We start from the raw sequence: 20,698 nt of genomic DNA, 5'->3' as shown, positions 1-20,698 counted from the left end.
AGATCCAGAAACCATCGCCATCCATATCGCCGGCAAAAAGCAAACACATACCATCTACCACCGGAACTGCGGCACCGCACCAATCAGCTGGGTCCTCTTTTCCCCGTTTCTTTCCGTTGAGATATACAGCCGATAACGCGATACCGCGTTGGGGCGGGTGGTATCGCCGGTAGCGAAGAGCTCATAGAGCTGGTCTTCGAACTTAAGCCTGAACCGCTTTCCCGCGGTAATGCAGGGATCTTCCGGCAGGGAAGCCGTTTTGATATATCCCGATGGCAATCCCAGTTTGCTGCTTACAGCCACCAGCAATGAATCCCGGTTATCGGCGGCAATTTCCATATCAATGGTATCGCCGCCGGCTCCCGGTACACGGGTGGCAAACAGTTGCGTGGGCACGGCATAATAACCGGTATCGTTCCGGAAGATGCCTGTCCAGCCCATCTCCCCCACTGCCTCACTCACCTGGAACTGGCGAAACGTGCCGGTCACCACCAACTTATTGAACAGCACGGAATCCTGCTGGTCGGGCAGCTGGAGGTTAGCATCGGTGTTGTCTGTGATCACTTCCGCGGAATCGGCCTGCGGCTCGCGCGTCGGGTTGTTATTACACGCCACCAGCAAACCGAAGGCGCACCATACAGAAAGGCGTTTAATCATGATCTATTATTTGGCAACCAGTTACAATATACAGGCCGGAATCCTGCGCAAATCGCCTTTGGCGGCGGGGCCACTCAAATGTAACAAAAAAGAATGCCGGTCATGTTGACTGACCGGCATTTATTAAAACTTGATCGTAAAGTGTTGTTTTACTTTAAAATCCTTTCGGAAAAAGACCAGCCCGATAAAGAACAGGTCGACCGTCAGCGTTACCCGCTCATCGTCCTGGATCGTTTTCCAGGCTTCTTCCATCCCGTTTGTCCAGTGGATATCATCGAAGATAAACACCGCGTTTTCCGAGGCCTTATCTGCACACTGGCGGAAGTAATCGAGCGTAGGCTCCTTGCGGTGATTACCGTCGATGTACACAAAGTCCGGTGTTACCTCCTGTAGTACTTTGGGCAGTACATCGTCGAAATTACCGGTGAACTGGCGTATGTTCTGCAACCCCAGTTCCGCGAAGTTGGCTTTGGCCTGCGCGGTAATATTGGGACAGCCTTCTATCGTATACACGGTACTGTTCGGGCGGGCGCTGGCCATGTAGGCAGTGCTCATGCCCAGCGAGGTACCCAGTTCCGGGATATTGGCCGGTGCAAAATGCTGCACCATGCGGTAGAACAATTGCCCGAACTTTGGCGGCTTGGCGGCATGACGGGCAATATCGCTCACCTTACGTTCCGTACCGGCGCCGGTGAGGGAGCCGGCCCCGAGGTCGGTCACATTCACGATGTCGCGGCTCTGCAACAGCTTCGTCCGCAATGCCTCTATCGGGTCATAGGCAGCACGTGCGGCCTTTTTACTCAGTACCTCCTCTATCAGCGTAAATACGAACGGAGAATGCACATCGTGCCGGTTGCCGGCAGAAAAGTAGTAACGCAGGTATTTCTTCGCAAGTTCTATCTGGTGCTGTATACTCACTATGCTATTTTACTTGTAAATCTTATTCTTCACCAAACCCCACATGTGCAACCTGTGCTGCAGCGATACACGCAGTACGCCCAGGCCATAAATGGCGCTGCGCTTAAAGTTGATGCTCGATGCCTCATCAAAGTATTTGGTCGGGCAGGTAACTTCCCCGATTTCAAAGCCTTTCATGAAAATCTGTGAGATCATTTCATTGTCGAACACGAAATCGTCGCTGTTCGCCATGTAATCGATGCTGCGCAGCACCTCTGCGGAAAATGCGCGGTAACCTGTATGATATTCACTCAGCTTCTGGCCGATCAGCACGTTTTGGGTGAGGGTCAGGAAGCGGTTAAAGATATATTTATACATCGGCATGCCACCTTTAAGGGCGCCTTTGCCAAGGATGCGGGAACCAAAAACGGCCGGGTACAGGTCGTTGGCAATGATGCTGGTCATTGCCGGGGAGCAGTTTGGGTGTATACTGGTAATCCGGATGCAACATGATCACAATATCGGCGCCCAGTTCCAGTGCTTTGTTGTAGCAGGATTTCTGGTTGCCGCCGTAGCCCTTATTTTTATCATGGCGGATGATGTGTTTGATGCCGAGCTGACGGCCCACTTCCACGGTATTGTCTTTACTGGCGTCATCCACCAGTACTACCTCGTCTACGATCTCAAAAGGGATTTCGCGCCAGGTTTTCTCAAGGGTAAGGGCTGCGTTGTAGGCAGGTAATACTACGACTACCTTTTTGTTGTTTAGCATGCAGGATTTTTCATTTTGGCAACAAAAATAAGAAAAGGGTTCAAAGGAGGAAATAATTCTGCTAAGGCTCAAAATCTTATATATAACACCGCCGGCTTCTTTTAGGTTGATAAGCAGGCGCTTTACGCACTGCGCCCCGGTTATCAGCCGCGTTCGCCGCCTGTCACACTATTGATTTGACGCGAAACGCTTATGCAGTAAGAATAATCCTTATCTTTGTGACTTGAAGTTTTTGGCATTATATTTTCTTAATTTCTGAAACTTAAATTAAGGCCTGGATTCATGCTTTATCTTAAACCAGCGGAACCATTGATGTTGAATGCTTTACCTACATCGAGACCGCCCGAAAAACCAAGTCTGAACAAAAAGAAACACATGAAATTTATCCGATTCGTATTTCCGGTATTGATGATCTCCTTCTCCATGTCCGCAGTGGCCCAGGATACTACACGGCTACCCAACGACATGCGACCAGGGGTGATGAAGTCCCGTGGACACAACGATCAAGAAAATCCTGGAAGAGTTGCAAAAGGTGGCGGACAGCGACAAGCAAAACTCCAACACCATCCGGTACTGATGCAGAGCCGTGAGATTGACAACCAGACGAAATATCAGCTGATCAAGGACAATCTCACCAACGCTTCCGAAACGTACTATCTTCTTAATAAAAAGATCATCGACTTAAAATCACGTACTACTACCAATAACCTCGACGTGTTCATTACCTCGCTCAACAACCCGGAGAGCAAGGAACTCGGCTTTTCGCTGAGCGACCGCATCGTAGACCTGGTAGAAAAGATCGTACTGCAGGGCAAGGCCGACAAAAATGACCGTAACGGCGGGATCATCGAGTCTACCAAATCCATTATCAACGCCCGATCTTTAAAAGTTTTACGTCGTTAACGCCCCCCTGGCCATCGCCAATTCGGTGATGACCTTTTTGCATAGTGTAGCCCAAAACAACAAGGCTATCAACAAAAAGAACCTGCAGGCGTTTGAAAAAGAATTGAATAAATATGTAATCTATTACACGGCGCTTAACGATGCCAACCAGAAGTTCGAGTTCGGCCTCAACTTTAACAAGGACCAACTGAACCTGTTGCAGGACAATATGTATGACCACCTGTTGTTCACCGTAACGGCCCTGAAAATGACACCGCCTAACCGCGGCAACAAAACCATCGCCGAAACGCTGAATGAGTTCTTCTTCGACTTTAAAAAGGAGAAGGTAGTGGACTATTTCTCCAAACTGGAAGAAAAATACACAGTGAGGGGTAAACTCAACTACGAAAAACTGCTCCAGGAAAATGCCAGCCTGAAAGAAGCCAATAACCAGCTGGAAGACCTGGTACTGCAGTCTAAACGTTTCGAAAACCTGTACAACGAGTACTTTACGCTGCTGGACAGCTACCACACCAAGGTTAATAACTCGCTGAAACTGGCGCAGGACAACGGCCTGGCCGATAAAAGCATTATCGAGGCCAAACAGAACGAGTTCCGTGGTCTGAAAAACGAGGCGGTGAACGAGATACAGGCTTCCATCAACATCCGGGAACTGTATACCAATGTTGAAAAAATCAAATACCGCTACAGAGTGTTGTAGTAGCAATAAAGCATTTCGTAAAGCCTGCCGGTCATCCGGCAGGCTTTTTTAATACTATTCAAGGTAGTGATAGATTTCATCAATATCTTTGTAAGGCCATGACAACCGTACAATTAGAATACATCGTTGCCGTAGATACCTACCGCAGCTTCGTGACCGCCGCGGAGAAGTGCTTCGTGACACAGCCCACCCTGAGCATGCAGATCCAGAAGCTGGAAGATGAACTGGGCGTAAAGCTGTTCGACCGCAGCAAACTGCCGGTAGTCCCTACGGAAATAGGCACGGCCGTTATCCACCAGGCACGTACCATTATCAAGGAAAACGCCCGCATCCGGGAAATCATATCAGACCAGAAAAAGGAGATACAGGGTATTTTAAAGGTGGGCATCATACCCACCCTCGCGCCGTACCTGCTGCCCAGAGTACTTACCGCCTTTATGAAAAAGTACCCGAAAGTAAAGCTGGAAATATGGGAGTACCCCACCGAACAAATTATGCAACTGCTGAAGCAGGAGCAGCTGGACTGCGGCCTGCTCGCCACACCGCTGCATAACCCGCACCTGGAGGAACACCCGCTGTTTTATGAAAACTTCGTGGTGTTTACCGCCAAAAACAACAAGCTGTCCGAAAAGAAGGTGGTGAATGCCGAGGAACTGGACATTAAAGAAGTATGGCTGCTGAACGAAGGACATTGCATGCGCAACCAGGTACTCAACATCTGCCGCGACAAGTTCACCATGGGTGAATTCCGTAACCTGGAGTATAACACCGGCAGCGTGGAAACGCTGAAGAAGATGGTGGAACTGAACGAAGGTTACACCATTTTGCCCGAACTGTCGCTACAGGAACTGAACGCAAGGCAAATGAACATGGTGCGCTTTTTTAAGGCGCCCGAGCCCGTACGGGAGATCAGTTTGGTCACTCACCGGTATTTTGTAAAACAGGCGGTAATTGAGGCCTTTAAGAAGGAAATACTGGAGAGTGTGCCGGAGAAAATGAAGGTAAAGAAGGCGAAGAAGGTAGTGGATATTATTATCGGGAAATAACGAAGGGCTGACCTTAACAAGTCAGCCCTCCGTGTTTTATCTAAACCTAAAAAATCTTAGTTAGCAGCCGATGTAGCTGGTTTCAGTTTGGGGAATGAAATGCCGATCAGGTCGTTCATTACATTCACTGCTTCGTCCAGGTACACATCTTTGGTGCGGATCTTCAACCAGTCCTTGTTACGGGCCAGTTTGGCAGAGTCGCCGGCCAGGCGGTCCAGGTCTGTTTTCAGGCTGGTGATGTTCAGGTCTTTTACCTTATCGTTCGCCGAATCGTATTTTTTAAGGGCAGCGGCATTCGCTTTCTGTTCTGCTTTGTAGGTTTGCAGGTTCAGCGAGTAATCTTTCTGCTGGTCCAGTTTCTTCAGGGTAGACACGTTCTCTTTGATCATTTTAAACGCTTCGTTCCCTGCTACGCGTGCTTCACTTTTCTTTTTCAAAGCCTGTACATCTACCGGGTCGCTCCGGTGTTGTATTTAGCTTTCTCCACCTCATCCCATTTCAGGGCGTCTTTATCTTTACGTTCGCCAACTTCATAGTAAGGATCGGGCAGCTGGATATCCGCTTCCACGCCTTTCAGCTGGGTAGAACCGCCGTTGATGCGGTAGAACTTCTGTACGGTCAGTTTCAAACCACCCAGGCTGCCCAGGGCGTCGCTTTTCATAAAGCCGTCCAGTTCCAGCAGGCGCTGTACGGTACCTTTACCAAAGGTATTGCTGCCGATGATCACCGCACGTTTGTAATCCTGCATAGCGGCTGCCATGATTTCGGAGGCAGACGCGCTGTACTCGTTCACCATGATGGCCAGGGGACCTTCATACTGTACGCTCTTATCGCGGTCGCTCTGCACCTGCACGCGGTTACCGCGGGAGCGCACCTGAACCATCGGGCCATCGGGTACGAACAGGCCGGCCATTTCCACTACGTCCGGCAGTGAGCCACCGGGGTTAAAGCGCAGATCAAGGATAATCCCTTCCACGCCTTCTGCCTTCAGCTTCTTGATTTCTTTGGCCACATCTTTAGCGCAGGAAGCGCCGTCGCGGTCATTGAAGTCTGCGTAGAAGTCGGGCAGGTAGATGTAACCAATTTTATGTTCACCATTGATAATGGCCGATTTGGCAAATGTTTCGTCAAGGATGATCTCGTCGCGGATGATAGACACCTGTTTAATGGTACCGTCGGTGCTTTTCACGGTCAGTTTCACTTCGGTGCCCTGTCCGCCACGGATCAATTTCACCGCGTCTTCCACGGCGTAACCGGTAATATCCACCGGCTCTTTATCGCCCTGACCTACTTTCGTGATCACATCACCGGCTTTCAGTTGTCCCTGTTTCCAGCTTGGGCTACCGGTAACGATGCTGGTGATTTTGATGCGGCCATCTTCTTCTAAAAGCTGGGCGCCGATGCCATAGAACTTACCGGCCATCATTTCCTGGAAATACCTTTTATCTGCCGGGGGCATGTAGTCGGTATGCGGATCCATGGTCGTGGTAATAGCGTTCACGTACATGGCGAAGCGGTCGTCGTCGTTGTCTTTTTTACTTTGCAGGCGCTCGAAGTAGCGGTCGTACAGTTTCTTTACTTTACCGCGGGCTTCCAGTTCCATGGCTGCTTCTGTTTTAGGCTTAAAGTCGGGCTTACCCTTCTCTTTTTCCTGCAGCTCCCGGATGTCTACCAACTTTTCGAGTGTACGGTATTTCAGCACTTTGCGCCATGCTTCCTTACGCGGCTTCGTCTTTCGGGAAGTCCAGCGCTTCCGGGTCGAGCACTACCTTTTCGTTTTTACCGAAATCGAAAGGCTGGTCGAGGATTTCGGGGTAGATGGCGGCCGCTTCTGCTACCCTTTTCTTGATAATCTCCGTGGTGCTTCTGAACAGATCGAGCGGCGCTTCGCGCAGCAGTTCGTCGTCCACATGATTTTCCAATGCTCTCAGTTTGGCCACATCGCTCTGCAACAGGAATTTCTTTTCAGAGTCCGTGCTTTTGAGATATTTATCAAACACTTCTTTGGAAAAGGCGTCGTTAATTTCTTTGGGCTGGTAGTGGCCTTCCTTCAGGATGTTGCCAACGAGTGCCATGACGGCTTCGTAGCGACCGGGAGGATCACCTGGGGTTCCATACCTTGCAAAGGCAAATACGGTGGCGGATACTGTGATCAGCAACACCGGTATGATCACTTTCATTTTCATTCTCATATCATCCAGATTGAACGTTCTCAAATATAGGCCAATTCGTATCGCCCGCGGCGGCTCGTATGGCGTTTTAACAAAATATTACGCGCTATCTACAACAATTTAACGAAATAGTGCAAAAACACTGCCTGTTTTATGGGGAGGACGAACGCGTCATAAAAATAAAGATTGCCGTATTACAGCGCCGAAAAAGTTGACAACCGGCAAAACATCTCCCTTAAAATTTAATTAATCCCACACCGGCTGGCATGCCTTTAGCGCACCATGGAGTATCTTTGCACCCAATGAAACCAGATCCGTACGCATCACTCAGAATCCCCGAATTCAAATTCTTCCTCGTTGTCCGCTTTGCGGTGATCTTCGCCTTATCCATGCAGTTCGCCGTGATCGAGTGGAAGGTGTATGAACTCACCAGCGATCCTTTGTCGCTCGGCCTTATTGGTCTCGCGGAAATCATTCCTTCCTTTTCCCTGGCGCTGTTTGCCGGCAATATCGTAGATAAACGGGAGAAGCGCGGCATCCTGCTGAAGTGTGTGGTGGCCTACCTGTTTATCGGCACTGCGTTGTTCCTGCTTACCTGGGACCGGGCCGTGGCGGGCATGGCCAAACAGCAGGTGATCATGCTGATGTACCTCATGGTATTTAGCGGGGGTATTGTACGCGCATTTGTGGCGCCGGCCACTTTTACCATGCTATCGTTGGTGGTACCGCGCGAGCACCTGACCAATGGCATTACCTGGAGCACTTCGGCCTGGCAGATCGGCGGTATCATCGGCCCCGCATTGGGCGGACTGCTCATCGCCTGGATCGGCGTGCACTGGACAATGCTGCTCGTGGTGGGTGTTATGCTGGCGCCGTTATATTCGCTTTTAAAAATCGCACCCAAGCCAATATACTATAAAGAGGTGGGCGAATCCGTGGCACACCGGCTCACAGAGGGTTTACGTTTTGTATGGAAAACGAAAGTAGTGTTAAACGCCATGGCGCTCGATATGTTCGCGGTACTGTTCGGCGGCTCCGTGGCCATCCTGGCCATTTACGCTAAAGATATACTGCACGTGGGACCGGAAGGCTACGGACTGATGCGTGCTGCCCCTGCTATTGGCGCGTGTTTGACCATGATTATTCTTGCTTACAGGCCACTGGTGCACAAACCAGGCATTAAATTGCTGGCGGCGGTGTTTGGATTTGGCATTGCGATGATCGTATTCGGCATTTCCACCTACTTCCCCTTATCGCTGCTGGCGCTGTTTATGAGTGGCATGCTCGACGGCATCAGCGTGAATATCCGCCAGACTATCTTACAGATGAAAACCCCGGACGACATGCGCGGCCGCGTGGCTTCTGTAAGCTCGATGTTTATTGGTTCCAGCAATGAATTGGGCGCATTCGAAAGCGGCCTGGCCGCGAAGCTGCTCGGCACGGTGAGGTCGGTAGTGTTCGGCGGCTGCGTAACGCTGGGGGTAGTGCTCACTACTTACGTGATATCGCCCGCGATGCGGAACCTGGACTTACATCCCGATAAAAAGGACTAGGACAATTTGGCGCGGAGACGCTCCAGTACATAAAATACGGCCGGGCATATCGTACTGTTAAGATAGGTGGTATTCGGCCGTTTGAAGAACTCGTCACTGTCGGTGTACGGGTAGTTGCGGCAGTCGCCGGGACGCATATCGTAGATATCGCAGGTATTGTCGGCGGCTAAAAACGGGCAGGGACTGCTTTTCACGACATAGTCCCCGTCGGAGTCGAGACGCAGGTACGTTTCGATGAATACCGATTCCTTCAGCCCCGGTATTTCGCAATCCTTTTGATGTCGGGCGTTTTGAACCGCGGACTGATCGATTTGCAGCAACCGGCGCACTGAAGACAGTCGATTTTTTCGAACGCTTCCTCGTGCAGGGCCGGCAGCAGGCGCTCCGCCCCCTTCCCCTTCTTCAACTGCATTTTCTGCAGAAACTGTTTGTTGGGCTTCAGTTGTTCCTTTGCCCGCAGCTCCCACTTGTCCAATATCCCCGGCATGAATCAGATTTTCCGCAAAAGTAGCAAAATTATGGGACGTGCTTTCTGCGCTCTCGTCAGCCGCCGTTGTGTTTTCTATGGTTTTTGCAAATTTTGGTAGATATAATTTTTATCGAACCTCGTCTGTTTTTGTACAACGGCTGTTATAGTTAGGACGATTTTGTTTCTTAAAGCGTTTATAACAAGCATCTTGTGTTTTCCTTCGGCTATTTTTCTCCGAAAATAATCCCCAAAGCTGTTTTTCATTTTGGTGGCTGTCAGGGCACACATGTGCAGGAGGCTTTTAAGCACTCTATTAGCTAAATGACTGACCCTGGCAGGCTTTCGCACGCTGCTGCCGCTTCGTCGTTCAAATGGAACAACGCCACAATAACTACCTAGCTGTTTGCCCGATTTCACTTGCTTAAATCCATCGGTGTAGCAGATGAGGTGATAAGCGGTGATAGGCCCTACAGAAGGAACGCTGGTGATCAAGCTGACCTGACGGCGCATTTGGGCGTCCTCCTTAACCAGTTGGGCGATGTCCTCATTGATTCGTTTAAGATCGAGTTCAAGGCCCTGTATGCCCGCTGTGTATGCTGTGGTTTTAGGAACGCCACTCCAGTCATAGAAGGCTTTCTCTTCCAATGGCTGTTTGAGGGCCTTTAATACACTCAGTAATCTCCGACGCTGTGCCAGTAGTTGCTTAAGTGTGGTGATTACTGATATGGGTTTTTTCCATAGCTGCAACTCATCACTATGATGCTTAGCATAACGAGCGATGTCTAATGCATCTTTGGGATCGCTTTTCTTACGGATATCGCGGATGCTCCTTTTGATATTAGCGGCATTTTCCAGACTCACGGCTATTTGCTGGCTGTCCGGTAATGAACAACGGCCTCATTATAATGCCCTGTATTCTCAATACAGATCAATAACTTTTTGATAGCGTTGCCCATCAGACTGCGAAGCCACTTTTTCATGTCAGCAAATCCTTTATTGCTTTGTTCAAAGCAGTTGCTGTAGGGGTACTTACATCACCTGACAGCAGCACACAGATATCTATTTTGCTCTTGGATACATCTATTCCGGCAAAATGAACGAATTTTACACTCATTGGTTTTGTTTCTTTTGGGGACCCGCGAAGATCCATGAATAAAGCCAGTGAGATCAACCAGTTTGAACTTTCCCTAGACCTTTAATAAGCTCTACGTTTATTTTCTATTTGGGTTTTGTTCAAACCAGGCTACGGCAGGATTAAAACACAACCTGGGTTTTACCCTTGTCACTCTAAAAGTGCCTGCCGTAGTCCGGTTGACCTTACAGTTATCCACAATCTGCGTGTTAATTCACAAAAAAAAAAAAGAACCAAAAAAGAAAAAGTTATAGTAGTAATAGTAATAATATCTTCTCTTTTGTTTCTTTTCACAAACCTAAAGGTCACTCACTTCAGCGGCAGTGCGCGCTTTGGGCGCCTTTACAGCAGTTGTTGTGATGAGGAGCCCTTGTTCCGGTTGGAATGCTGCCACTGTACTGTTCGGCTGTGGCAGGTGTAGTTCCGGTTGGAACTCCGACGCCGCAGTGCTGTTCAGCTGTGGCATGCGTTGTTCCAGTTGAAATTCTGCCACGGCAGCGTTCCCCGGCATGTCCAGCGCTGTTACAACAACCCGCTGCGCATTGCCTGTAGCGGCAGCTGTATATTCCCAGAGGGATGATTTGCACTTCTTCGTTTTGCCCCTGTCCAGCACGGTTGCTGCACCGGTTTCGAGGAGGTTATCATACGCATCGTAAATGGCGACCGTCACCGTCTCCACGCGTACATTGTCCTTTGCCCAGATCTTTATCGGGCTGCCTTTTACACCGGTATACTCACCTGTTCTTACGTCCATAATCTCCGGCGCGCGGAAGAAGTCCTTCACGGCCATGTTCTGAACGTTGCAGCCGGGGAGTTTTACCTGCTGGTAAATGCCTTTCCGGTAATCGTCCTTGAGTACCTCCATGGCGTATGCATTGGCATCGCCGAAGTCGCCGCGGGCGCGTTGCTGATTTTGGGTACCGCGGCCTGGACGCCTAGCGGGTATTTTGCTGATGCAGGTGCTTCCGTTGCGTTGATTAAAAACGCAGATGTCGCCGAACTTACCGGAGGCGCCGTGGGTGAGTGCATTGAAGTATTTTTGTTTCAAATTAACTGGATTTGATGAGCTGATTAGCATGCAAAAATTATGCCTTTTTAGCAATGACATCTTGTTCATTAACAAGTGTTTATGGGACATTTTTGCTAATCAATTTACACCCTTCGACCATCCTTCGACGATCCTTATACCATCCTTACTAAAACGGGGGTACTTTGGTAAAAATGCACCTCCCCGAAACCATAGTAAAACCAGGCATCTTCGAGAGATGGTATAAGGAAGAAGCAAGGCTGGAGCCACCCTGGCCCTTTGCCTGCCCTTTAACTGCCCTTTGCCTGCCCTTTGCCTGGGCCTGTAATGCGGTGGAGGTGTGCGACGCAACGGCGGCTGAGAAAAGTTGTCATGTTGAGGACCAAATACACTTCTATGACAATTGAAGGCATTGTAAAAGGAGGTTTATCACCACTGTTTCCACATGGCGGTGGCGCTTTTGGCTATTGGGGAAAATCGTCATAGCTTTGCGCATTCTTTTCTAATAATACCTGCTTGTATAATGAATTTATTGGATATTCAACAAAATGAGTTTGTTCACCGTCATATCGGACCGAACGAAGCAGAAACCCGTAAAATGCTGGCAACGATCGGCGAAGCGGGAATTGAGGACCTGGTGAGCAAAACCGTACCGGCATCGATCCGTATGGGTACTGCACTGGATATTCCCCACGCGATGAGCGAGCACGATTACCTCAGCCATCTGAAAGAGGTATCGCTGAAAAACAAGGTATTTAAAAACTATATTGGTCAGGGTTATTTCGACACGATTACGCCCAGCGTAATCCTGCGTAATATTTTCGAGAACCCGGGATGGTACACCCAGTACACGCCTTACCAGGCGGAGATTTCCCAGGGCCGCCTCGAAAGCCTGCTGAACTACCAGACCATGGTGAGCGACCTGACGGCCCTGCCGATCACCAACGCTTCCCTGCTGGACGAAGCCACTGCCGCTGCGGAAGCCATGGCGATGTTCTTCAGTGCACTGAACCGCGACCATGACAACCTGGTACGTCCGAAGTTCTTCGTGGACGAAAACGTACTGCCACAAACGATCGACGTAGTGATTACCCGTGCTACTCCCCTGCACATCGAGGTAATCGTGGGCGATTTCAAAACTGCATCTGTAGACGAAACATATTTTGGTGCGTTGCTGCAATACCCGGACACGAAGGGTAACGTGCACGACTACCGCTCCTTCATTGACGCGGTACACGCTGCCGGCGCTTATGTAGCCATGAGCACCGACCTGCTGGCCCTCACACTCCTGACGCCTCCCGGCGAACTGGGTGCGGATGCCGCTATCGGCTCTGCCCAGCGCTTTGGTGTTCCTTTGGGCTTCGGTGGTCCGCACGCTGCGTTCTTTGCCACGAAAGACGAATTTAAACGCGCCATCCCCGGCCGTATCATTGGTGTGAGCATCGATGCTACCGGCGGCCGCGCACTCCGCATGGCGCTGCAAACCCGCGAGCAGCACATCAAACGGGAGAAAGCGACTTCCAACATCTGTACCGCACAGGCGCTGCTGGCTAACATGGCCGCTATGTACGCCGTGTACCACGGTCCTAAAGGGCTGGCCCACATCGCTACCCGCGTAAACCTGCTCACCGCTGCCCTGGCTACCAAGCTGAAAGCCGCCGGTGTAAAAGTGCTGAACGATTCTTTCTTCGATACCATCAGCATTGAAGTGGCCGATGTTGCCGCGCTGCGTGCAAAAGCAGAAGCAGCTGGCATCAACTTCCGTTATGCCAATGGCATTGTAGGTATTTCGCTCGACGAAACCACCAGCCTGAAAGACCTGAACAATGTACTGGCGGTATTTAACGCCGGCCATGTAGGTGTTTCGGAACCAAAAACGAAGCCGTTGTTCCGGCGGACCTGAAACGTACTTCCGCTTACCTGCTGCACCCCGTGTTTAACACGCACCACAGCGAGTCGCAGATGATGCGTTACATCAAATACCTCGAGAACAAAGACCTTTCTCTCAATACTTCGATGATCTCCCTGGGCTCCTGCACCATGAAGCTGAACGCGGCGTCTGAAATGATCCCGTTAAGCTGGGCGCACTGGAGCAAAATTCACCCCTTTGTGCCCATCGCACAGGCGGGCGGATACATGCAGATCGTGGAAGAACTGAGCAAATACCTTTCTGTGATCACCGGTTTCGACGCCTGCAGCCTGCAGCCGAACAGTGGCGCACAAGGCGAATACGCTGGTTTGCTCGTGATCAAACAATATCATGAAAGCCGTGGCGAAGGTCACCGCAACGTGATGCTGATCCCGATCTCCGCACACGGCACCAACCCTGCGAGCGCAGTGATGGCCGGTTTTAAAGTAGTGATCGTAAAGCGCACGACAATGGTTACATCGACGTGGCCGACCTGAAAGCGAAAGCAGAACAACACTCCGCTAACCTCGCAGGTATCATGATCACCTACCCTTCTACCTACGGTGTGTATGAAGAAAGCGTGAAAGAGATCTGCAACATCATTCACCAACACGGTGGACAGGTATACATGGACGGCGCGAACATGAACGCCCAGGTAGGCTTAACGGCTCCCGGCCTGATCGGCGCAGACGTTTGTCACCTCAACCTCCACAAAACCTTCGCGATCCCGCATGGTGGTGGCGGTCCCGGTATGGGCCCCATCTGCGTAGGTAAACACCGGCGCCGTTCCTGCCTTCGCACGTGCATTTGCAGGACGGTAAAGCCGGCAACGCGGTATCTGCCGCTCCGTTTGGCAGTGCGAGCATCCTGCTGATCTCTTACGCATACATCCGTATGCTGGGCAGCACCGGTGTGCGTAAAGCCACTGAGTTTGCAATCCTGAACGCTAACTATATGAAGGCGCGTTTGCAGAACGATTTCGATATCCTGTACACCGGCATTAACGGCACCTGCGCACACGAGTTCATCGTGGACCTGCGTCCGTTTAAAGCCACTGCGGGCATTGAGGCGGAAGACGTAGCAAAACGCCTGATGGATTATGGTTTCCATGCTCCTACGATGAGTTTCCCGGTAGCGGGCACGATCATGATCGAGCCGACTGAGTCTGAGGATAAAGATGAATTAGATCGTTTCTGTGATGCTTTATTATCGATCCGTGAAGAGATTCGTGCGATTGAAGAGGGCCGTGCAGATAAGGTGAATAACGTGTTGAAGAACGCGCCGCATACGCAGGCTGTGATTACTGCCGATGAGTGGGATAGGCCTTATGGTCGTCAGCAGGCGGCGTATCCGTTGGAGTATGTGAAGATCAATAAATTCTGGCCTTCGGTGAGTAGGGTGAATAACACGCATGGGGATAGGAATTTGATTTGTACGTGTGAGCCGGTGAGTGCTTATGCGGAGGCATAGATGAGATATTAATACTACGAAAAAGGGCAGTCTTACAGGCTGCCCTTTTTTATTTAAAAAAGCGCGTCGTATATGTCCATAAATTCATTTTAAAGGGTTACAGGCTGTAGATAAGTAAGTATAATAAGAAGGCTACCGGTACGGCAGCCTTCTTATTGTTGTGTAAAAAGTTTCTTAACTTCTATCACTTATTGATGATTCGGAAGTACTTAACCTAGAATAACTCCCTGGTTTGATTGTGTAATGTGAAGGCAATACCGTTCGCTTTCCAGAGTTAATAATCTGAGATAATTGCTCCACTTTATGCTGCTCCAATAAAAAAACAATCTCCTCAACCACTTCATTGTGCTTAAATTTAACAATATTACTAACCCCTAATTTCGTTGTAATTGCCTTTCCTCTATAAAATTCGCCTTTGACACCTAGAAGAAAAACCTCCAATTGTCGAATATCAATAATCAGATACTCTTGAATCAGACTATTTTCCTCGATAGATATTCTATCCGAAAACAAACTAATACTACCTACTATGTTATAATCTTTAATGAGGTAGTCTAGATTCAACAATAAAATACCAACAAAAAGAAAAACTATATAGATATAAGATCCTTCGGTAGACAACTTAACGAAGGACGTAATCAATAAAATTACCCCCACCCAGGCAAACGCCTTATGAAGTATGGACTTCTTTCTTTTCACCAAAGGCATAACTACCTTAAAATCATTCATGTTCAGTTTGTATATTTTTCATAATTTACTTCGCATTCATGTCCTCCAATACACCAGTATCACTTGCAAGCTGTACAACAGTGTTAAACTCATCAACAGCAGCACCAACATTACCAGCAGCAGTACTAGCTGTAGAACCCATTCCTTTAGCCAAACTTCCAAAAATTTTTGCAAATCCGACAGTGCTCGCAACTATATTGAGTACTGCCAGCCTTTGATCACCTTTGCCTGACGCATCAACACCATAAAAATCCTTTTTCTTTATCAAGACATTTAAGCTGTTGGGGACACTAAATAAAGGATTTAAACCAACAGCTCCCTTCACTAAAGCCGGAGGCTGCCCATTTTCGCCACGAGCAGCGGCGTCAGCCCTCGTAGCTAATACTTTTAAATAGTCAAGACCGGATGAATTTGCAAGGTCTATAGCGGATGAATTTTTCCCAAGTCCGTTTAAAAGATCTGCGTGATCAGAGCCCGGCTTGAAAATTGTTGCTGAAACATTATGTGAAACATTCCCATCCACATCTGTGTAACGTATCACTGGCTGATGCTCTCCACCGGAAACAGAAGCCCAGTTTTTGCCATCTTTACCTTTAAACTTATGGAACTCCCCTCCTGTTTCTTTCGCGTATGCTCGGGCCTGCCTAATATGCTTTTTTTTCCAAAAACCATTTACCGTCCTTATCCACGCCATTAAAAGGATTATTACCCATTGCAAGATAAGGTGAATGATACTGTAACTTCGGATCATGCGTTTGCCATCTTCCGATCTGAGCATCATAGAACCTCGCCCCATAATCATACCACTCCAGTCCACCAGTCGAGAATTCCTTCGCCTGCAACTCCTTTCCATTGTACAAATACCTATTCCCCAAAGACCCAAGCGCTTTAGTACTTATCCCCGCCATCGTCAACCCAAACGGATAATAATGCGTCTCCTCCAACACAGCCCCAGGCTCCAGTACCACCGCCACATTATCAAAGAACACATCCTGCGCCGTTTCGTTACTTGTATAAACATACAGGAAACCACTCTCCTTCACCACCATCTTATCCGCCGCCAGCGTCTGCAGCTGATCCGGCGACTCCTGTACCTGCCTTACACCACTATTGTCTTCTACTAATTTAAACTGATCATTGAACAATGCAAAATTTAAGTACGCTTTCGGCCTGTTCAACGACGGCTGGTTACCTGCATCCTTTTCTTTAAGACGCTGATATTGATTACTATTAAAATTGTCATTAAAAGGTGTGTTATTCCCCGACTGCCCTGCACTCGCATGCGCATCCGTTGCCGCAGTACCGCCAAATGCCTGCACCAACGCCACAGCCATATCGGCTGCAGGTGTTTGCGTCTTTGGCTGCTTATTGCCGATTGATTTATAAAACGCACGTGCTCCAAGGGATACGGTATCTCCAGCCATCACTTTCAATACTAGGGATGGGCCAATACGCCTGTCCTTGCTGCTACCGTTCAATTTCGCTACATAACTGTTGGCCCCTGCTGTCTGATCCTGTGGATAACCCACGGGCTTAGCCGTACGGGTAGCTTCAATATTGGAAAACAACGCGCTTTCTTTAGCAGCCTGTTGGGTTTCCATCGTAGCCAGGTAGGTTGACTGATTACTATGCTCTGTCAATACCATCCGGACGTTGCCCAGGTGATCTTTTACAAAATAGTCGTACGTCTGCGTTGGCGTACCGCCAGCATAGTCCATACGGATGCGGCCTTCTTCATGGTTCACCAGTTTCAGCACATCATCCTCGTAGATCATACCAGCAATATAATCTGTGGTAGTGATCTTCGCCGGCGTCACGGTCTGGTCGTTTACAATCTTGCGGTGTTTGACACCCGCAGCATCGTATACATAATTGATGGCGCCTTTATCTGTAATGGTGATCTGGTCCGGAAGATTCAGGTAGTTATACAGTATTTGGCTGATTCCTTTGTTACCGTCAGCAATCATATTGCCGGAACTATCATAAGCATAATCGTTCTGGCTGTTCGCCACCAATTCCTTAAAGTCGCCCAGTGTTGTACCTGGATTGTTATAAAGATCCGTTACACCAAGGAGTTTATTACCATTATTACCATAATTGTATCGCAGACCATCAATCTGACCACTACCACTGCCGGGTATGATGCCCCATTGTTGCATGCGGAGTATGTTGCCATTGGCATCATAGGCAGAAGTATGGTTGATGCCGTCTCCCATTTTGGCATCGAAGTTCACCAAGGGATTATCGGCCCAGTTGCCGGAAGACTTATCCTAAAATCGGCATCCATCAAACGATTAGGATGCATCATAACGGAAACCGTAAGACCTTGCCACATGGTTCGCTCCCTTCCATTTTATGCCGGCAATATTGCCGTTCAGCTGGTTATTCTGGAAACCAAAATCGTAATTCAACACCTGGCCAAAGTAATGGCCGGAACCATTGTCATCTACATATTCCTTGTTGATGCCTTTTAACCAGCCCCGGATATTATACTCGTAGTTCAACGCTTCCAGCACAGAAGTGTTTTGGCGGTGGAAGGATTTAGTCTTCAGCTGACCCAACGCGTCATATTCGTTATCGGCTATGACCACTTCCGCCCAAGTAGGCTTAACGGCTCCCGGCCTGATCGGTGCGGATGTTTGTCACCTCAACCTCCACAAAACCTTCGCGATCCCGCATGGTGGTGGCGGTCCCGGTATGGGCCCCATCTGCGTAGGTAAACACCGCGCCATTCCTGCCTTCGCACGTGCATTTGCAGGACGGTAAAGCCGGCAACGCGGTATCTGCCGCTCCGTTTGGCAGTGCGAGCATCCTGCTGATCTCTTATGCATACATCCGTATGCTGGGCAGCACCGGTGTGCGTAAAGCCACTGAGTTTGCGATCCTGAACGCCAACTACATGAAGGCGCGTTTGCAGAACGATTTCGATATCCTGTACACCGGCATTAACGGCACCTGCGCACACGAGTTCATCGTGGACCTGCGTCCGTTTAAGGCCACTGCGGGCATTGAAGCGGAAGACGTAGCAAAACGCCTGATGGACTATGGTTTCCACGCACCGACGATGAGCTTCCCGGTTGCGGGCACGATCATGATCGAGCCGACTGAGTCTGAAGATAAAGATGAATTAGACCGTTTCTGTGATGCTTTATTATCGATCCGTGAAGAGATTCGTGCGATTGAAGAAGGTCGTGCAGATAAGGCAAATAACGTGTTGAAGAACGCGCCGCATACGCAGGCTGTGATTACGGCGGATGAGTGGGATAGGCCTTATGGTCGTCAGCAGGCGGCTTATCCGTTGGAGTATGTGAAGATCAATAAATTCTGGCCTTCGGTGAGTCGTGTGAATAACACGCATGGGGATAGGAATTTGATTTGTACGTGTGAGCCGGTGAGTGCTTATGCGGAGGCATAACTTATAGCGCTTTATAAAGGAAGGCCGCCTGTGGACAGGCGGCCTTTTATTTATTTCCCTCTTTTCATAACACTCGTGACCCCTTCAAGGTAATTATCAAGAAAAAACAGGAAGATTGAAAGGTCGCCAAAAGGAGAGAATATCAGAACAAAATCCATTATTGATTTGCAAAACCACTACTTGTATAATAATAATTGTTAAAAAAATTAATTCAAAAAGAAGATATGCAACAAAAGCAAATCTTTCCGGTAGTATTTTTATCAACAACATCAACAGCAATATTCCTGCCCCAAACATAAATGCTATTTGAAACCAGTAAAATATTTTATAAGTGACGTAATCTCCAAAATCCTGTCATATGTAGTTTTAGTCTTAGACGGACTGTAAGTAAAAACTAGAAGCGCCCATATTACCCATAATAGGGCATGTATAATTCTTAAAATTCTCATCTTAGTTTGTTCCATGTATTTCTCCTAAAAACTTTTTGTTGCAATATCATAATATGAAGTGTTAAATGTATATCCAAACCCTCCAGTGCCACCACTTCCAGAGTCCGTTGAAATAATATAGATACCTCTCGCTTCCGATGGATCTTTCATATTGGCAGAACTATGCAATGAAATATAATTATTCAATATTTCTTTCAATTTTTCGGTTTGCCCCTCGGCCTGCTCCGCCTTTATCACAAAGCAACTTGCAGCTGTAATTAACAAAAGAGTACTAGGATCAACCTTCTTCTCTCTAAGAGCTTTAAGAATATCTTTATAATCTTTAATAGATTTCAATTCTTTTACGGAAGTTCCTCCAGCAAGCGTTCCTGCCCATTTTAGATACTTTCCGTAATTTTCATTGGATTTTATCCAAGCTTTCATATTCTCTAAGCTCTGCTCTACGGTTAACATGCTTTTGTTTCTATTACTGAAAGTGCCTAAACCATGCCTATACCATGTAGAAATTTCAGAATAATAAAGACCATTAAACTCGCCGCCGTCCAGCTTTGTTCGACTTCCAGTAACAACAACCTCTGGCAAATTAATTGGCAACAAAAGAGTATCCGCCAGAAGTCCAGTTGGATCATTCATAATTAGAGGATTGTTACTTACATAAGCGTATGGCGACACTGACATGGTAAAGTTAGCCCATTGATCAACCTGATGAAATCGTCCTATTTGTGGATCAAATCTTCTAAACGTAGTTTCATAAAGTGACATTCCGAATCCGTCGCCAAATTCATTATCAGCCAACTCTGAGGCGTCATTGAATTTATAACTATTTTCCTTAACTCCAATAGTCTTTGTCGATATCCCCGCCATCGTCAACCCAAACGGATAATAATGCGTCTCCTCCAACACAGCCCCAGGCTCCAGTACCACCGCCACATTATCAAAGAACACATCCTGCGCCGTCTCATTGCTCGTATACACATACAGGAAACCACTCTCCTTCACCACCATCTTATCCGCCGCCAGCGTCTGCAACTGATCCGGCGACTCCTGCACCTGCCTTACTCCACTATTGTCTTCTACTAATTTAAACTGATCGTTGAACAATGCAAAATTTAAGTACGCTTTCGGCCTGTTCAACGAGGGCTGATTCCCCGCATCCTTTTCTTTAAGACGCTGATACTGATTACTATTAAAATTGTCATTAAAAGGTGTGTTATTCCTGACTGTCCTGCACTCGCATGCGCATCCGTTGTCGCTGTACCGCCAAATGCCTGTACCAGCGCAACTGCCATATCGGCCGCAGGTGTTTGCGTTTTCGGCTGTTTATTACCAATCGATTTGTAGAACGCACGGGCGCCAAGCGATACGGTGTCGCCAGCCATCACCTTCAAAACGAGGGATG

General features: G+C 48.5%; 27 protein-coding genes and 1 pseudogene. 11 read left to right on the top strand and 17 right to left on the bottom strand.

The annotated features are described in order from the left end of the window. Positions 1 to 54: 54 nt before the first annotated feature. The 4 genes from MKQ70_RS00140 to MKQ70_RS00125 form a co-directional block, all read right to left on the bottom strand. Positions 55 to 657 (bottom strand): hypothetical protein, encoded by a 603-nt coding sequence (locus MKQ70_RS00140; protein ID WP_248065922.1) that lies wholly within the window; start codon positions 655 to 657, stop codon positions 55 to 57. A gap of 123 nt (positions 658 to 780) precedes the next feature. Beyond that, a complete protein-coding gene (locus tag MKQ70_RS00135) occupies positions 781 to 1,575 on the bottom strand; it encodes an O-methyltransferase (RefSeq protein WP_248065920.1) in 795 nt (264 codons plus the stop codon). Between the two features lie 9 nt (positions 1,576 to 1,584). Beyond that, complete coding sequence (locus MKQ70_RS00130) at positions 1,585 to 2,019, bottom strand: glycosyltransferase family protein (protein ID WP_248065919.1); 435 nt, start codon at positions 2,017 to 2,019, stop codon at positions 1,585 to 1,587. After that, positions 1,946 to 2,326: a glycosyltransferase family 2 protein gene (locus MKQ70_RS00125; protein ID WP_248065917.1), complete on the bottom strand. Its 381-nt coding sequence runs from the start codon at positions 2,324 to 2,326 to the stop codon at positions 1,946 to 1,948. The genes MKQ70_RS00130 and MKQ70_RS00125 overlap by 74 nt, the downstream gene beginning before the upstream one ends. 375 nt (positions 2,327 to 2,701) lie before the next feature. Here MKQ70_RS00125 and MKQ70_RS00120 point away from each other — a divergent pair, with 375 nt between their 5' ends. The 3 genes from MKQ70_RS00120 (at position 2,702) to MKQ70_RS00110 (ending at position 4,975) form a co-directional block, all read left to right on the top strand. Continuing rightward, positions 2,702 to 3,229, top strand: coding sequence for a hypothetical protein (locus MKQ70_RS00120; protein WP_248065915.1), 528 nt, complete (start codon positions 2,702 to 2,704; stop codon positions 3,227 to 3,229). 25 nt (positions 3,230 to 3,254) lie between these two features. After that, positions 3,255 to 3,929, top strand: coding sequence for a hypothetical protein (locus tag MKQ70_RS00115; protein WP_248065913.1), 675 nt, complete (start codon positions 3,255 to 3,257; stop codon positions 3,927 to 3,929). 98 nt (positions 3,930 to 4,027) lie between these two features. After that, complete coding sequence (locus MKQ70_RS00110) at positions 4,028 to 4,975, top strand: hydrogen peroxide-inducible genes activator (protein WP_248065911.1); 948 nt, start codon at positions 4,028 to 4,030, stop codon at positions 4,973 to 4,975. Between the two features lie 56 nt (positions 4,976 to 5,031). Here MKQ70_RS00110 and MKQ70_RS00105 read toward each other — a convergent pair whose 3' ends face one another. The 3 genes and pseudogenes from MKQ70_RS00105 to MKQ70_RS00095 all read right to left on the bottom strand — a co-directional run. Continuing rightward, complete coding sequence (locus MKQ70_RS00105) at positions 5,032 to 5,412, bottom strand: carboxy terminal-processing peptidase (protein ID WP_248065909.1); 381 nt, start codon at positions 5,410 to 5,412, stop codon at positions 5,032 to 5,034. A gap of 11 nt (positions 5,413 to 5,423) precedes the next feature. Beyond that, positions 5,424 to 6,455 (bottom strand): S41 family peptidase, encoded by a 1,032-nt coding sequence (locus MKQ70_RS00100; protein ID WP_248080859.1) that lies wholly within the window; start codon positions 6,453 to 6,455, stop codon positions 5,424 to 5,426. Positions 6,456 to 6,485: 30 nt separating this feature from the next. Further along, positions 6,486 to 7,050 (bottom strand): annotated as a pseudogene (locus MKQ70_RS00095) (carboxy terminal-processing peptidase); the annotation flags it as partial. A 398-nt stretch (positions 7,051 to 7,448) separates the two neighbouring features. On the opposite strand from MKQ70_RS00095, the gene MKQ70_RS00090 reads away from it, so the two are divergent. Then, positions 7,449 to 8,699, top strand: a complete 1,251-nt coding sequence (locus MKQ70_RS00090) for an MFS transporter (RefSeq protein ID WP_248065907.1) — start codon at positions 7,449 to 7,451, stop codon at positions 8,697 to 8,699. Here MKQ70_RS00090 and MKQ70_RS40850 read toward each other — a convergent pair. From MKQ70_RS40850 to MKQ70_RS00070, 4 genes are all read right to left on the bottom strand, one after another. Then, positions 8,696 to 8,893, bottom strand: coding sequence for a YkgJ family cysteine cluster protein (locus MKQ70_RS40850; RefSeq protein WP_248065905.1), 198 nt, complete (start codon positions 8,891 to 8,893; stop codon positions 8,696 to 8,698). The genes MKQ70_RS00090 and MKQ70_RS40850 overlap by 4 nt on opposite strands. 56 nt (positions 8,894 to 8,949) lie before the next feature. Then, positions 8,950 to 9,186 (bottom strand): YkgJ family cysteine cluster protein, encoded by a 237-nt coding sequence (locus MKQ70_RS00080; protein ID WP_248065903.1) that lies wholly within the window; start codon positions 9,184 to 9,186, stop codon positions 8,950 to 8,952. A 75-nt stretch (positions 9,187 to 9,261) separates the two neighbouring features. Then, complete coding sequence (locus tag MKQ70_RS00075; protein WP_248065901.1) at positions 9,262 to 10,029, bottom strand: transposase; 768 nt, start codon at positions 10,027 to 10,029, stop codon at positions 9,262 to 9,264. A gap of 569 nt (positions 10,030 to 10,598) precedes the next feature. Beyond that, positions 10,599 to 11,348, bottom strand: coding sequence for a hypothetical protein (locus tag MKQ70_RS00070; RefSeq protein WP_248065899.1), 750 nt, complete (start codon positions 11,346 to 11,348; stop codon positions 10,599 to 10,601). Between the two features lie 502 nt (positions 11,349 to 11,850). Between MKQ70_RS00070 and MKQ70_RS43200 the strand changes: the two genes are divergently transcribed. Genes MKQ70_RS43200 through MKQ70_RS43185 form a run of 4 tightly spaced genes read left to right on the top strand, consistent with a single transcriptional unit; the run spans position 11,851 to position 14,706 of the window. Continuing rightward, entirely contained in the window at positions 11,851 to 13,230 is a 1,380-nt protein-coding gene (locus MKQ70_RS43200; RefSeq protein WP_248065897.1) for a PLP-dependent aminotransferase family protein, read from the top strand. A 29-nt stretch (positions 13,231 to 13,259) separates the two neighbouring features. Continuing rightward, the gene (locus MKQ70_RS43195; protein ID WP_248065895.1) at positions 13,260 to 13,733 is read left to right on the top strand and encodes a hypothetical protein; all 474 of its coding nucleotides are present in this window, start codon (positions 13,260 to 13,262) and stop codon (positions 13,731 to 13,733) included. Continuing rightward, positions 13,721 to 14,110 (top strand): hypothetical protein, encoded by a 390-nt coding sequence (locus MKQ70_RS43190; protein WP_248065888.1) that lies wholly within the window; start codon positions 13,721 to 13,723, stop codon positions 14,108 to 14,110. The genes MKQ70_RS43195 and MKQ70_RS43190 overlap by 13 nt, the downstream gene beginning before the upstream one ends. Next, complete coding sequence (locus MKQ70_RS43185; protein WP_248065885.1) at positions 14,044 to 14,706, top strand: aminomethyl-transferring glycine dehydrogenase; 663 nt, start codon at positions 14,044 to 14,046, stop codon at positions 14,704 to 14,706. The genes MKQ70_RS43190 and MKQ70_RS43185 overlap by 67 nt, the downstream gene beginning before the upstream one ends. Before the next feature lie 174 nt (positions 14,707 to 14,880). Here the strand turns inward: MKQ70_RS43185 and MKQ70_RS00045 are convergent, their stop codons facing one another. Genes MKQ70_RS00045 through MKQ70_RS00030 form a run of 4 tightly spaced genes read right to left on the bottom strand, consistent with a single transcriptional unit; the run spans position 14,881 to position 18,026 of the window. Continuing rightward, a complete protein-coding gene (locus tag MKQ70_RS00045; protein ID WP_248065882.1) occupies positions 14,881 to 15,435 on the bottom strand; it encodes a hypothetical protein in 555 nt (184 codons plus the stop codon). A 25-nt stretch (positions 15,436 to 15,460) separates the two neighbouring features. Then, entirely contained in the window at positions 15,461 to 16,129 is a 669-nt protein-coding gene (locus tag MKQ70_RS00040; protein WP_248065880.1) for a hypothetical protein, read from the bottom strand. Then, entirely contained in the window at positions 16,080 to 17,669 is a 1,590-nt protein-coding gene (locus tag MKQ70_RS40845) for an RHS repeat protein (protein WP_248065878.1), read from the bottom strand. Before MKQ70_RS40845 ends, MKQ70_RS00040 begins: the two co-directional genes overlap by 50 nt. A 60-nt stretch (positions 17,670 to 17,729) precedes the next feature. Further along, entirely contained in the window at positions 17,730 to 18,026 is a 297-nt protein-coding gene (locus MKQ70_RS00030; protein WP_248065876.1) for a hypothetical protein, read from the bottom strand. Here MKQ70_RS00030 and MKQ70_RS00025 point away from each other — a divergent pair. From MKQ70_RS00025 to MKQ70_RS00015, 3 genes are all read left to right on the top strand, one after another. Beyond that, positions 18,019 to 18,201, top strand: a complete 183-nt coding sequence (locus MKQ70_RS00025; protein ID WP_248065873.1) for a hypothetical protein — start codon at positions 18,019 to 18,021, stop codon at positions 18,199 to 18,201. The two genes, MKQ70_RS00030 and MKQ70_RS00025, sit on opposite strands and share 8 nt — an antisense overlap. Further along, positions 18,182 to 18,850: an aminomethyl-transferring glycine dehydrogenase gene (locus tag MKQ70_RS00020; protein ID WP_248065870.1), complete on the top strand. Its 669-nt coding sequence runs from the start codon at positions 18,182 to 18,184 to the stop codon at positions 18,848 to 18,850. Before MKQ70_RS00025 ends, MKQ70_RS00020 begins: the two co-directional genes overlap by 20 nt. A 115-nt stretch (positions 18,851 to 18,965) precedes the next feature. Next, on the top strand, positions 18,966 to 19,160 hold the full coding sequence (locus MKQ70_RS00015; RefSeq protein WP_248065868.1) for a hypothetical protein: 195 nt from the start codon (positions 18,966 to 18,968) through the stop codon (positions 19,158 to 19,160). Between the two features lie 163 nt (positions 19,161 to 19,323). Here MKQ70_RS00015 and MKQ70_RS00010 read toward each other — a convergent pair whose 3' ends face one another. Both MKQ70_RS00010 and MKQ70_RS00005 read right to left on the bottom strand, forming a co-directional pair. After that, positions 19,324 to 20,400 (bottom strand): RHS repeat domain-containing protein, encoded by a 1,077-nt coding sequence (locus MKQ70_RS00010; protein WP_248065866.1) that lies wholly within the window; start codon positions 20,398 to 20,400, stop codon positions 19,324 to 19,326. A 29-nt stretch (positions 20,401 to 20,429) separates the two neighbouring features. Continuing rightward, on the bottom strand, positions 20,430 to 20,698 hold a 269-nt coding region (locus MKQ70_RS00005; protein WP_248065864.1), incomplete at its 5' end, for a hypothetical protein.

The organism is Chitinophaga sedimenti (genome assembly GCF_023156195.1).
Classification (GTDB): Bacteria; Bacteroidota; Bacteroidia; order Chitinophagales; family Chitinophagaceae; genus Chitinophaga; species Chitinophaga sedimenti.
This window is presented reverse-complemented; position numbering and strand designations above follow the sequence as displayed.

Coding starts and splice junctions, on each gene's coding strand:
- MKQ70_RS00140 (WP_248065922.1), bottom strand. CDS start 657: ATGATTAAACGCCTTTCTGTATGGTGCGCCTTCGGTTTGCTGGTGGCG.
- MKQ70_RS00130 (WP_248065919.1), bottom strand. CDS start 2,019: ATGACCAGCATCATTGCCAACGACCTGTACCCGGCCGTTTTTGGTTCC.
- MKQ70_RS00125 (WP_248065917.1), bottom strand. CDS start 2,326: ATGCTAAACAACAAAAAGGTAGTCGTAGTATTACCTGCCTACAACGCA.
- MKQ70_RS00120 (WP_248065915.1), top strand. CDS start 2,702: ATGAAATTTATCCGATTCGTATTTCCGGTATTGATGATCTCCTTCTCC.
- MKQ70_RS00110 (WP_248065911.1), top strand. CDS start 4,028: ATGACAACCGTACAATTAGAATACATCGTTGCCGTAGATACCTACCGC.
- MKQ70_RS00100 (WP_248080859.1), bottom strand. CDS start 6,455: ATGGATCCGCATACCGACTACATGCCCCCGGCAGATAAAAGGTATTTC.
- MKQ70_RS00090 (WP_248065907.1), top strand. CDS start 7,449: ATGAAACCAGATCCGTACGCATCACTCAGAATCCCCGAATTCAAATTC.
- MKQ70_RS00080 (WP_248065903.1), bottom strand. CDS start 9,186: ATGCCGGGGATATTGGACAAGTGGGAGCTGCGGGCAAAGGAACAACTG.
- MKQ70_RS43200 (WP_248065897.1), top strand. CDS start 11,851: ATGAATTTATTGGATATTCAACAAAATGAGTTTGTTCACCGTCATATC.
- MKQ70_RS00045 (WP_248065882.1), bottom strand. CDS start 15,435: ATGAATGATTTTAAGGTAGTTATGCCTTTGGTGAAAAGAAAGAAGTCC.
- MKQ70_RS00040 (WP_248065880.1), bottom strand. CDS start 16,129: ATGGCGTGGATAAGGACGGTAAATGGTTTTTGGAAAAAAAAGCATATT.
- MKQ70_RS00025 (WP_248065873.1), top strand. CDS start 18,019: ATGACCACTTCCGCCCAAGTAGGCTTAACGGCTCCCGGCCTGATCGGT.